We start from the raw sequence: 11,597 nt of genomic DNA on the forward strand, positions 1-11,597 counted from the left end.
ATTAGAGTGTCTTCTTTCTTTGAAGATCCCTGCTATTCAAGCAAGAATAGGGCTCTTCTCCAAGGGCCACCCTCTGAACATTTTTTACAATAAAGTCAATAGCACCATTCAAAGAAGCATCAGTGACCCCTCCAATATGAGGGGTTGTCGTTACAAGAGGGTGATTCAATATAGGGTCAGTAATTTCAGGCGGCTCTTTCCAAAAAACGTCGAAACCTGCGCCTGCAATCCATTTGTTTTGAAGAGCTTTATCAAAGGCTTCACGCACAACAATATCCCCGCGAGCCACATTAATAAAGAAAGCGTCCCTATCCATCGACTGAAAGAAAGGTTCTGCTATTGAATGATATGTCTCTGGAGTCAAAGCCAACGCCAAAATTACAAAGCGGCAACCTGCCAATGCTTTTTCCATTTCAGCCAGGGAATAAAAGGTATCAACTCCCCATTGGGAAAATTCTTCCCGGTACGTTCTATTAACCCCAGTAACGCTCATTCCAAGGCCTTTTAACCGCTCAACAACACAGTGCCCCAAGTTTCCAAGTCCGATGACACAAGCTCGTTTTCCCCAAAGAGTGACTCCCGGAGGTGTGAACACCTTGCCTTCCTGAAGTTTTTCTTTCGCCCTGTGATATCGTCTTGCCAGCAGCATCATATGAAGAATGGCTATCTCTGCAACACCTTCTGCATTACCTGTTCCCCGCGAAGGAATATTACATGCATAAACGCCTGCTTCAGTACAATCTTCAACGTTTAACCCCTCTACACCAACACCCCACTGCTGAACCAATTTAAGTTTTGCTCCATACTTGAGAATATCCTTATCTATAGTCATGGGGCGTATAACAAAAATATCTGCCCATGGGAGTTTGGAAGGTATCTCTTCGTCTTCGGCAACATCTAAAGAATGCTCTTGGAAAGCCGGAGAAAGCACATCCCATAAACGTAAAAAAGCCTTGCCACCAAAGAGTATGTTCATACTATCCCCCCTAAGAAGATACGTGCCGCTCTAATTCCGCGAAAGCATCGTGATTATGTATACTTTCTGAGCTTACAACTCGCACTCTGTACCATGAAATGCGTTCTTCCGTGTCGAGTTCCAACGCTGTATCACGTAAAACATCCTCCACAAATTTAGCGTTATTATACGCTTGTTCAGTAACATATTTTTCATCTTCCCGTTTCAATAATGTGTAAAGAGGTGCAGAACCACATCGCTCAGCTATTTCTACAAGTTCCTCTATCCATACGAAATTTTTCATACGGACAGAAATATCTATCCGAGCTCTTTGATTATGAGCTCCAACATCCGAAATTTCCTTTGAACATGGACATAACGTTTGAACTGGCACCGAAACAGTAGTTATCAGGTCGAAGTTTTCCTCTTTTTGAGTCCAAAAAGTAACATCATATCGGGAATAGCTCGGAATTTTTGTTACAGGAGCATAACGGCGGATAAAATAGGGAAATTGAAAGGTTATCTCCGCCCGATCGGCTTCCAGAACCTGGCGAAGGTGTTCTGTAATTTGCTCCATTCGGGATAAGGTAATTTTGCCTTGTATCTCTTCAAGCACTTCGATAAAACGACTCATGTGTGTTCCCCTGTAGTGATGAGGCAGGGAGACCGCCATCGAAATCTGAGCTACAGTCTGCTGTTCGTTCTGTTCTCTGTCAAGAACAACTATAGGATAAGAAACATTTCGTACCCCTACGAGGTCAATGGCAACCTTTCTTGAATCTCTCTCGTTTTGAACATCACGCATAGATGTCTTCCTTTCTGACAATAACTCCGCTGGTTGCGGTTTCCCAAATTTCTACAGCGTAGAGATGACAATGTGGACGTTTGAAAAACTGTTCTATCTCTTTCCAGACCCAGACAGCAATATTTTCCGCTGAAGGCTGAGGAATAATATCGTTAATATAAGCATGGTCAAGACGAGAAACAACTTTTTCCTTTACTATTGAAGAGACTTCGCAAAAATCAACGACCATTCCCTCATGATCTGGAGTTCCTTCTATAACAATAACCATGCGGTAGGTATGCCCATGAAGGTTTTCGCATTTCCCCTTATAGTGCACAAGATTATGAGCCGCATCGAAAATAAACTCTTTCTTAAGAAGCATTGAGCCATTCGCTCCTCTCTCTATAAAAGTGACGTTATTTTGATTTTACACTATATTTACAAGACTTCGCATTTGTTGCATCTCACAAGAAAAGAGACGAAATACCCAGTTTTGATATATTTTGTCATCCCCAAATACATATACATGCAAAACTGCATAAAAAATGCTTCGCTTTAGAATTGAATGTGCATAAAACAACTTTTTAAATGCAATTTGCACATTAAACCCATACTTATAACATTAAATTTGCAAAAAGCTATTGACTCTTTATTTTTTAAGTGCTATAAAACAGCATCGTTTTTTATTCTATATCCACATTAGAAAGGGAGAGGAGATTAAGATGGCGTACGATAAACCACGTGATATTTTCGGCATGTATGTTTTCGATCGACGAGCTATGCGAGAACGACTACCGAGAGATGTATACGATGCTCTCATTGCTTCTATTGAAGGCGGTCAGAAACTTGACGCAAGTATTGCCGATATGGTAGCAGCCGCAATGAAAGAATGGGCTCTTTCAAAAGGGGCTACTCATTACACACATTGGTTTCATCCTCGAACAGAACTTACGGCAGAAAAGCATATGGCGTTCCTCACTGCCGACGAAAACGGACTGCCCATGGAGTCTTTTAAAGGAAAAGAACTGGTACAAAGTGAGCCAGACGCCTCTTCTTTCCCATCAGGTGGCATTCGCTCTACTTTTGAAGCACGCGGATATAGTGCATGGGACCCAACAAGTCCTGCTTTTATTGTTACGAGCCGAAAGGGAGGTACTCTCTGTATTCCATCTGTCTTCATCTCCTACGACGGAACTCCATTAGACCTCAAAACACCTCTGATGAAATCGCTCGATGCCGTGGAAAGCCGAGCCCTTCGTCTTTTAAAACTCTTTGGAAACCGCGGTGTCCGTTGGGCTAAGGTAACAGTAGGAGCTGAGCAGGAATTTTTCCTTGTCGACGGAGCTGGTGCACGTAAACGTCCCGATCTTCAATTCTGCGGACGTACTATTATTGGTTGTCAGCCTCCTAAAGGACAACAGATGGAAGATCACTATTTTGGCGCCATTCCTCCACGAGTTCTTGCATATATGGAAGATGTCGAACGAGATCTGTATCGGCTGGGTGTTGTCATTACAACTCGACATAATGAGGTTGCCCCCTGCCAGTTCGAATTTGCACCACAGTTCGCTGAAGCCAACCTGGCATGCGATCAGAACCAGCTTATTATGGAAACTATGCGCAAAATGGCTCGTCGCCACGATCTCATGCTTTTGCTTCACGAAAAGCCTTTTGCCAGTCTCAACGGAAGTGGAAAACACATTAACTTCTCAATACAGGATAGTGAAGGTAAGAATGTATTGAAACCTTCATCAAACCAGAGAAAGAACATTCAGTTTTTGACGTTCCTATCAGCGCTGCTCCTTGGGCTTTCAAAGTATAGCCCCCTTCTTCGCGCCTCCATTGCATCTCCAGGGAATATGCACCGACTTGGAGGAAATGAAGCTCCTCCTGCAATTATGAGTGTCTATCTGGGAGATACGCTATCTGCTATTCTTGAGAGAATCGAGCAAGGACTTCCCGAATCTTTCCCCGGGAAGAGTCTCATCGATCTCGGCCTAACACGTCTACCAGAAGTCAGCGTAGATAATACAGATAGAAACAGAACTGCTCCATTAGCCTTCACAGGTAACAAGTTTGAATTCCGTGCACCTGGTGCATCTCAATCCATAGCCGGACCTCTTACCATGATCTTGAGTATCTGGGCGTGGGGATTAGATCAGATATGCTCAATGATAGAGTCCCGACTTGGCGGTGGGGACGTTGTAGATGCAGCCCTTGAAGCTATTCGTTACGCAGCTCAGGAAAGTAAAAATGTTCGCTTCGAAGGAAACGCATATAGTCAGGAATGGCACGATGAAGCAAAAAGACGGGGCTTGACTATTGCAAACAGTACCCCGGAAGCTCTTGCCCTCTATCTTGTTCCTGAGCATCGCCAGCTTTTGTCTGATTTACATGTTATGACAGATAGAGAGACATCTGCATATTATGAAATACGACTTGAGCAATACGTAAAAACTGTTGAAATCGAGATGGGCATTCTTCACTCCATGGTCTGGGAAGGTATTTTACCAGCTTTGACGAAACAAATTGTTCTAGAAGGACAATCCCTCTCTTCTTTTGAAGGAAAGGGAGCTATCGATACACAGCCATGGTTTAAATTCGTAGAACGCCTAGGATCACTTAAGAGCGGGCTTCTAACATCTATCGAACGTCTGGACAATTTGCGTCAGTCTATTCAAGAAATGCCGCTTGAGAAACAGGCTCAGGTTCTCACAGAAGAAGGATTGCCTCTCTATGAAGCTATTCGAGGCATGTGTGACGCAGCTGAATCCATTACGGCAGCTAGCGTATGGCCCTATCCTACATATAGGGATTTACTGTACATTCCATAAAACGATTAATAATACTATGGGGCAGAGAAAATATTTTCTCTGCCCCATAGTGTTTACTGAATAAAAGATGACATTTCCTGAATTAGAGTTTTGTTTTCTAGCTTTTTCCCCCAATCGAGAAGAACTGAAAGCTCCCTACTGTGAGGTTGTTGCTTAAAAACGTTGTAAAGGCGATTGAGACCAATAGCAACTAATTCGGGATTTTCATGATTCTCACCTAAGTTCAAATAATAGTAAGCTAATTTTTTTTCTGCTATATCTTGCACCATAAGGGATGTTGCGGCTTTTTCCAGATAATTTTTTTTGTTTTCAGCACTCTCGCTATCAAGAGAAAGACTGACGAGACGATCGCCATAAAGGCCATGTCCGAAAAAGAGGAGCGCCGACAATACACACATTCCCGCGAAGGTAAATAAAATTTTTTGTCCCTTTTCAGAGAAGGAAAGAAGAGGCTGAAAAAGGAAAATTTCCCTATTGGCAACTCCGAAAGCAACAGATATCCACACTGCATCCTCGATACGATGGAAAGGCCGCGTCCACAGAGCTGTTCCTAATATAAGCGCCAAAATAGATATTCCCCAGAACGCCTCATAAGAGAGGGATCGTTTTCTCAATAAAAGTCTTGTGAAATTCCATAACCACCAACTTGCTAAAAGAAGAAGCCAGCCTCCCCCAATAACGCCTGTTTCGCATATCCATTGCAGATATTCATTGTGCGCCCAGTACGTAAATTGCCATGTTTTTTCCGGACGCAAATGCCTCATTTCTCTTTGGGCTTCAAGATAGTGCCATTTGTATTGGCCAAGGCCTACTCCTGAAACGGGGGTTGAGCGAAACATGGTCCATGACGTGAGCCAAATGCTATCTCGCTTGGCTACAGACGTAGGATGGTCAAGGATATCTTTAAATTTATCCTTCAGCGTTCCTATGCGCCCCTTGTTAATTTCCACAATTCCAGCCATGACGAGGAGGAAAATAAAAACTACAGCAAAAGTCCTTTTGAGTGTCTCTTTCGTCTGCGTCCGAAGAGCCATAATCAACATGAAAAAAATCCCCGCTGCCATTCCGAAAATAGCAGAACGACTCGTTGTATTCCAAAGACCCCATTCAATAATTGCTAACAAGAAAAGGGCAATGATTCCTGAGTTAAAAGATTTTTTCTTTATGTAAAGAAACATGGTATTGAGAGCACATAGAGCAAGCCATATGCCGAACATATTCTGCTGCCCAGTATTGGCAATATAGTGTCCAGGAGTGTTGAGAATAAAGGGGAAAACCCCATTTATTCCAAGCAACTGCAACTCAGCAAAAAAGACACTGAGAACGCCGGCGATACTACTCCCCCATAATATAAAAGAGAGCATCGTTTCCTTAAAAAAGTTTAGAGTTAAGCAATAAAGAGCAAAGAGGCTAGCAAAAAAAACATAGCCCCTTATAAAAGAAGGGATGGAAGATATTTCAATGAAGACTGGTTGTATCGCCATATAGAGTAGAAAAATAAACCATAATATCGAAAAAAAATCTATTGTAAAAGAAATATGACTCCGAAATGAATAGATCCATAAAACCATAACCATCATAGCTATGGGGACAAAAGCAAAAAACCATTTCATCAAATGTAACGTCTGATACCAATAATCACCTGAAAAGATCATATTTGGAAAGATTAGAACCATTCCAAAACAACAAAATAAAAAGCCCTCCATTAAAAATGAGGGGCTTTGAGATGCAAAAAACGATTCAATATTGTTACTTGCTTTCATGGGACAAAGCCTTTTCTTCATCATTCACAATTTGTTCTTTCAAATCTACAGCTATTTCAACAATAAGCTGCCGCTGAGCGAGCTCCTTAACTTTCCAGACAACAGGAATTCCTCGCCGGCGGCTTTGCTCCACCAATAAAGCCAAATCTTTAAGAAGCTCTCCTGTCGGCCCTTCTGGTCCGGCAAAACTTAATCCCTTCTGTTTCTTTTCCTGAGTTGTTCTATTACTTTTAAGCGTATCTGTTTTAGACGATTCCTGACGAACAAGCTTTTCTACATCTTTTGCAGGAATTTTTTCATCGACGATACGCTGTGCCCATTCTTTTTGAACGTCTCCTTCAAGAGCAACGAGAGCTCTCGCTTGACGTTCCCCTAACTCTCCCTCAAGAACCATAGTCTGCACATCATCTTCTAATTTAAGAAGACGAAGTTTATTTGCAATAGCAGACTGAGAACGTCCAAGGCGCTGTGCAAGATACGATTGGTTCCAGCCTGTACGTTGCAAGATATCCTGTAGACATCGAGCTTCTTCTATTGAAGAAAGATTACTTCTATGAATATTTTCTACGAGAGCAATAACCTGTTGGTCTGTCGGCGTTACTTCCGTTATGATTGCCGGGATTACAGAAAGTCCGGCTCGTTTAGCGGCTCGAAGACGTCGCTCCCCCACTATGAGTTCATAACCATTCTCTACCTGGCAAACGACCACAGGCTGTATTACTCCGAGTTCTGCAATAGACGTAGCTAGTTCTTGCAGATCATCTTCATCGAAATATTGCCGCGGCTGAAGGGGATTCGGTCGTATCTGATCTATAGGCAAATCACATAATCGCCGCTTTTGATCGTTAGCCGTCTCGTTTTTCATCCCGTGCAGCAATGATTCATTTCGAAGAAAATTCATCATGCCTGCCATATCGTTCCTCCATATATAGTCAATCTCCCTGAAAGAAGGACCTTACATATATCCTCTTTCAGCATTTACAAACCTCGTATATTCCCTCAAGAAGACAAGATCGACATCTCCTGTAGGTCCATTACGATGCTTCGCTATACGAATAACAGCCCTATTATCTTCTTCTTCTGGAGCAGCTGCCGTATCATAATAACCGGGACGATATAAAAGCATAACCAAGTCTGCATCCTGTTCTATTGCTCCACTATCTCGAAGATCTGACAATTGAGGCATTTTATCGTTTCGTTGCTCAACAGCTCGTGAAAGCTGAGAAAGGGCAACAACTGGGACATCAAGCTCTCGTGCCACTCCTTTTAAAGCTCGTGATATTTCAGCAACTTCCTGCTGTTTGCTATCAATTCGCCTTGCGAAACTCATAAGCTGCAAGTAGTCGACAACGATAAGTCCCAAATTTTCAAAACGGGATTTAAAACGTCGCGCTCTGGCTCTAAACTCAAGAGTAGAGAGCATTGAACTATCGTCAATAAAGATGGGAGCTTGAGATAGCCGTCCAGCAGCATCCGCAAGTTTATCCCAATCATTTTCTGCAAACGACCCGTTACGTATATCATGAATATTGACCTTGGCTTCAGAACCAAGCATTCTCTGAACAAGCTGTTCAGCGCTCATTTCAAGGCTAAAGATCAATACAGGATCATGACGATCGACACCACCATACTGCGCCATGTTCAAAGCCAAGGCTGTCTTACCCATAGACGGACGAGCCGCAATAATATTCAAACTTCCCGGCTGGAATCCTCCCGTTATTCTGTCAAACTGATAAAAACCAGTGCAGAAACCTGTTACGTCCTGATCTGACTTACGATATTGCTCTTCAATAATCTGGAATGTCTTGCCTAAAACATCAGATATTGGTCTGAAATTCGTTCTATTCCTCTTTTGAGCAATTTCAAAAACTGCTTTTTCAGATTCTTCAAGGATCTCGTCTACTTCCAATTCCTCAGAATAACCAAGACGTACGATCTTATTACCCGCAGAAATAAGACGCCGATGTATTGCCTTATCTTTAACAATAAGAGCATAATATTCCGCATTAGCCGTCGTCGTAACCCCATTGACAAGTCCTGCTATAAAGGGCTGCCCACCAATTTTTTTATCAAGTTCACGGCGATTAATTTCTTCAAGGAATGTCAAAGCGTCGACAGGCTTATTTCGCTGCGCCATGTCACAAACCACATCGTAAGCTTCACGATGAGTCAAATCATAAAAATCTTCTGGAGTTAAAATCTCTATTACCGTATTGAGGGCTTCTCTGTCAACGAGACAAGCCCCCAACACAGCACGCTCAGCCTCCGGACTCGCTGGAGGCACTCTGTCATAAATGGTCTCAGTCACAACTATTCAGCCTCGACTTTAACTGTCATACGAGCTTCTACTCCTGAATAGAGCTTTACAGTAAAGGAATACTCTCCTGTATTTCGGATGTTCTCATCCAATTTGATATCTTTCTTGTCAATAGACACATCCAGTTGTTTCTTTAATGCCTCTTCTACATGAGCATTAGTAACACTGCCAAAAAGTTTTCCGCTATCGCCGGCACTCGCCTTTACAACGATTCTTTTCCCCTGCAACCAACGGCATTTCTCTTCGGCTTCAGCCAAAAGTTTTTCTTCCTTTTTCTCTTGAGTCTTCTTTTCTTTCTGCCACTCTTTTATTTTAGCAGGAGTAGCTTCATCTGCTAAACCTCGAGGGATAAGATAGTTACGAACATATCCATCGGAGGCCTCAACAAGGTCTCCCTTACGACCAAGTTTCGAAACATCTTCTTTCAAGATCACCTTCATTGCTATTACCTCCTGATTCGTGACCTGAAATCAAACCACATATCAGATACACCAAGAATCAATGCAATTGTTGAAAGGAAGGGAACAAAGAGAACTAAAATAACAGCAACCCATCTCACAAAAGATCCCAAACCCTTCAATGAAAAATAATACCAGATGACGGACAGTCCCTGGAGTAAAAAAAGAATATTGATCAAAAGTTTTAGATTCATTCCCATACGAAACATAAGACTTGCTTCCCCTTGTTGCATTCCTAACATGGAAAACAGTATGGAGACAAGAAGAGCCCAGAAAATGCTTTTGGGGAATCTCCAGTTTGAAAAAGAAGGCAACGGAGGAAGAGTGCCACTCCCGATACGTCGGATTACTGCCCCGCTAATAACATAACTCAAATAGCAATCCACTGATGCAGCAAGAGTCAGCAAAGCCGGGAAAACGAGAGGGATAATTTTCAAGGTCATCATCATCTGCTGCTTCATCGATTCGATAGTTTCTTGCGATAACCCTTTTCCCGCATAAAAAGCAAATACTTTATTCAACATACTCTCAATCTCTACAGGATCAACAGAAAAAGGATTTACTCCCATAACTTTACTCGCTATCACCATAAGAAGCAATTTACTTCCCAGAGAAAGGAGTATGCCATAGAGAAGGATTTCCACTCCTCGATGAAGGCGCTTTGCCAATTGGCCAAGACCTACTCCCAATACGCCAAAACCAAGGAGGAAAAAGAGTGCTCCCAGAGGTCCCATGAAGATCATGACAAGCCCTGTCGCTACAGCAACACCCAGCAGAGCTTTCTTAAAATCATGTCTTAGACCCATTACCACCAGAGGAGCCGGACAAAGAAAGGAAAAACCAATCCCCACAACCGGTAGAAACTGTGCGGCCAAAAAAAGGACCACAGCCAACCCTACAAGAAGGGATGATTCTACGAGGCTTCTCGTCGGTGTCACACACAAACATCCTTTCATGCACTAGTTGTGCCGAAAAAACAAGGGGAGAAGCCGCAGCTACCCCCCTTGGAAAAGTCTCTATTTTGCCGTTTAATCTAAGGCGTAGGGCAGAAGTGCCATAAAACGAGCTCTTTTAATCGCTATTGTCAGCTGACGCTGATGCTTTGCGCAATTTCCGGTAACACGTCTTGGCATAATCTTGCCCCGTTCACTTACGTACTTCCGCAGGCGTTCTACATCTTTATAGTCAACGTGATCAATTTTGTCGACACAGTAAAAACAAACCTTTGGCCGTCTCTTGCCGCCTCTTCTCGGACCTCTGTTTCCGCCCTTTGAAGCGCCACCACTTACAGCCATTGATGTTCCTCCTCCCTAAAACGGAATATCTGCTTCATCATCTCCGGAATCAGTCTCTCCCATTTCGGAGATATCCAGAGGGAACTCTTCTCCATCGAAACCTCTGTCACGGATGCTACCAAAGTCATCGCTTCCGCTACTAGAGTGGTTTCCTTTGTTATCGTCATCTCGAGGGGCACTACCTAAGAAGACAACCGAAGAAGCAACTACTTCCGTCACCCAACGGCGTTCGCCAGACTTGTCTTCGTAGCTCCGTACCTGGAGACGTCCCTCAACAAGAACAGGACGACCCTTTCTAAGATACCGCTCGCAGTTTTCAGCCTGGCTTCCCCATACAACGATAGGAATAAAGTCGACCTGGTTTTGAATCTCACCATTTCGCCCCTTCCACTGGCGATCAACGGCTACATTCAACCGCGCTACTGCTTGCTTGGAAGCTGTGTATCGTATTTCTGGGTCTCGGGACAAGTTCCCCATGAGTATGACTTTATTGAATCCCCTGGCCAAAAGATCTCCTCCTTATTCTTCGTCAAGACGGACGATCATATGCCGGTATACATTCTGTCGAAGACTCAGTAAACGTTCAAGCTCAGTTACTTCGTCTGAAACGAGCTTGAAGGTCAAAACGGCATAAAAACCATCGGTGTGTTCGTTAACTGGATATGCTAGCTTTCTTTTTCCCCATATGTCAGTTTTCGAAAGCTCTCCACCGAGGTTTCGCACGACCTCTTCTACCTTTGCAATCTCCTCTTTGGGATCTTCAAGGTCGGCATTAACAAGAACCATCAATTCGTACGGTCGCACGCAACTCACCTCCTCCCTTTGGTCTAATTGGTCCCTTTTATTAATAAAGGGACAGGGACACATGCCCGTGTATTATACGCTACTGTTTCTTCTCGGGCAATATATCATCCGACGTTACTACAATTTTATAAATTTTCTCACCGGGGAAAACCAGATTATATTGGTCTCTCGCTAAATGCGCCATTCCCTCCGGCGTTTTATAAAATTCAATTTTTTCTTTGTATTCCTGAATGATCTGGCTCTTCTGCATTAAAAGAGCCATTCGCTTATCTACCAATGCAGACAAGCGATGAACCTCTCGTAATTCCACGATATAGGCAGTTCCCATGATAGCCGCAATGAGAGATAAAACAATAGCCAGAAGAACCCACCGTAACCGCGGCAAAT

13 protein-coding genes are annotated in these 11,597 nt (G+C 43.1%); 1 reads left to right on the forward strand and 12 read right to left on the reverse strand.

The features are described 5' to 3' along the window. Position 1: 1 nt before the first annotated feature. Genes VB083_RS00765 through queD form a run of 3 tightly spaced genes read right to left on the reverse strand, consistent with a single transcriptional unit; the run spans position 2 to position 2,121 of the window. A complete protein-coding gene (locus VB083_RS00765) occupies positions 2–976 on the reverse strand; it encodes a 2-hydroxyacid dehydrogenase (protein ID WP_213690839.1) in 975 nt (324 codons plus the stop codon). Between the two features lie 10 nt (positions 977–986). Continuing rightward, a complete protein-coding gene (gene folE2 / locus VB083_RS00770; RefSeq protein ID WP_213690838.1) occupies positions 987–1,760 on the reverse strand; it encodes a GTP cyclohydrolase FolE2 in 774 nt (257 codons plus the stop codon). After that, entirely contained in the window at positions 1,753–2,121 is a 369-nt protein-coding gene (queD, locus tag VB083_RS00775; protein ID WP_213690837.1) for a 6-carboxytetrahydropterin synthase QueD, read from the reverse strand. Before queD ends, folE2 begins: the two co-directional genes overlap by 8 nt. A gap of 340 nt (positions 2,122–2,461) precedes the next feature. Here queD and VB083_RS00780 point away from each other — a divergent pair, with 340 nt between their 5' ends. After that, a complete protein-coding gene (locus VB083_RS00780; RefSeq protein WP_213690836.1) occupies positions 2,462–4,573 on the forward strand; it encodes a glutamine synthetase III in 2,112 nt (703 codons plus the stop codon). Between the two features lie 53 nt (positions 4,574–4,626). On the opposite strand, the gene VB083_RS00785 is transcribed toward VB083_RS00780, so the two are convergent. The 9 genes from VB083_RS00785 to VB083_RS00825 all read right to left on the reverse strand — a co-directional run bounded on the left by VB083_RS00785 (position 4,627) and on the right by VB083_RS00825 (position 11,595). Next, positions 4,627–6,336, reverse strand: coding sequence for an O-antigen ligase family protein (locus VB083_RS00785; RefSeq protein WP_213690835.1), 1,710 nt, complete (start codon positions 6,334–6,336; stop codon positions 4,627–4,629). Next, positions 6,323–7,249: a ParB/RepB/Spo0J family partition protein gene (locus tag VB083_RS00790; protein WP_323401596.1), complete on the reverse strand. Its 927-nt coding sequence runs from the start codon at positions 7,247–7,249 to the stop codon at positions 6,323–6,325. Before VB083_RS00790 ends, VB083_RS00785 begins: the two co-directional genes overlap by 14 nt. 42 nt (positions 7,250–7,291) lie before the next feature. Next, a complete protein-coding gene (dnaB, locus tag VB083_RS00795) occupies positions 7,292–8,644 on the reverse strand; it encodes a replicative DNA helicase (RefSeq protein WP_213690833.1) in 1,353 nt (450 codons plus the stop codon). Between the two features lie 2 nt (positions 8,645–8,646). Continuing rightward, entirely contained in the window at positions 8,647–9,093 is a 447-nt protein-coding gene (gene rplI, locus VB083_RS00800) for a 50S ribosomal protein L9 (RefSeq protein ID WP_213690832.1), read from the reverse strand. A gap of 5 nt (positions 9,094–9,098) precedes the next feature. Beyond that, positions 9,099–10,049, reverse strand: a complete 951-nt coding sequence (locus tag VB083_RS00805) for a YybS family protein (RefSeq protein WP_213690831.1) — start codon at positions 10,047–10,049, stop codon at positions 9,099–9,101. A gap of 90 nt (positions 10,050–10,139) precedes the next feature. Beyond that, positions 10,140–10,406 carry a 30S ribosomal protein S18 gene (gene rpsR / locus VB083_RS00810; RefSeq protein ID WP_213690830.1) on the reverse strand — a complete coding sequence of 89 codons (267 nt, stop codon included), beginning with the start codon at positions 10,404–10,406 and terminating at the stop codon, positions 10,140–10,142. 15 nt (positions 10,407–10,421) lie between these two features. Beyond that, entirely contained in the window at positions 10,422–10,913 is a 492-nt protein-coding gene (locus VB083_RS00815) for a single-stranded DNA-binding protein (protein WP_213690829.1), read from the reverse strand. 12 nt (positions 10,914–10,925) lie between these two features. Next, on the reverse strand, positions 10,926–11,210 hold the full coding sequence (rpsF, locus tag VB083_RS00820; RefSeq protein ID WP_213690828.1) for a 30S ribosomal protein S6: 285 nt from the start codon (positions 11,208–11,210) through the stop codon (positions 10,926–10,928). Positions 11,211–11,289: 79 nt separating this feature from the next. Continuing rightward, the gene (locus tag VB083_RS00825) at positions 11,290–11,595 is read right to left on the reverse strand and encodes a septum formation initiator (protein WP_213690827.1); all 306 of its coding nucleotides are present in this window, start codon (positions 11,593–11,595) and stop codon (positions 11,290–11,292) included. Positions 11,596–11,597 lie beyond the last annotated feature (2 nt).

This window comes from Aminobacterium sp. (assembly GCF_034926885.1).
In the GTDB taxonomy this organism is placed as follows: domain Bacteria; phylum Synergistota; class Synergistia; order Synergistales; family Aminobacteriaceae; genus Aminobacterium.

What these genes read in the sequence shown, in the direction of transcription:
- VB083_RS00765 (WP_213690839.1), bottom strand. Translation starts at nt 976, where the DNA reads ATGAACATACTCTTTGGTGGCAAGGCTTTTTTACGTTTATGGGATGTG.
- folE2 (WP_213690838.1), bottom strand. Translation starts at nt 1,760, where the DNA reads ATGCGTGATGTTCAAAACGAGAGAGATTCAAGAAAGGTTGCCATTGAC.
- queD (WP_213690837.1), bottom strand. Translation starts at nt 2,121, where the DNA reads ATGCTTCTTAAGAAAGAGTTTATTTTCGATGCGGCTCATAATCTTGTG.
- VB083_RS00780 (WP_213690836.1), top strand. Translation starts at nt 2,462, where the DNA reads ATGGCGTACGATAAACCACGTGATATTTTCGGCATGTATGTTTTCGAT.
- VB083_RS00785 (WP_213690835.1), bottom strand. Translation starts at nt 6,336, where the DNA reads ATGAAAGCAAGTAACAATATTGAATCGTTTTTTGCATCTCAAAGCCCC.
- VB083_RS00790 (WP_323401596.1), bottom strand. Translation starts at nt 7,249, where the DNA reads ATGGCAGGCATGATGAATTTTCTTCGAAATGAATCATTGCTGCACGGG.
- rplI (WP_213690832.1), bottom strand. Translation starts at nt 9,093, where the DNA reads ATGAAGGTGATCTTGAAAGAAGATGTTTCGAAACTTGGTCGTAAGGGA.
- rpsR (WP_213690830.1), bottom strand. Translation starts at nt 10,406, where the DNA reads ATGGCTGTAAGTGGTGGCGCTTCAAAGGGCGGAAACAGAGGTCCGAGA.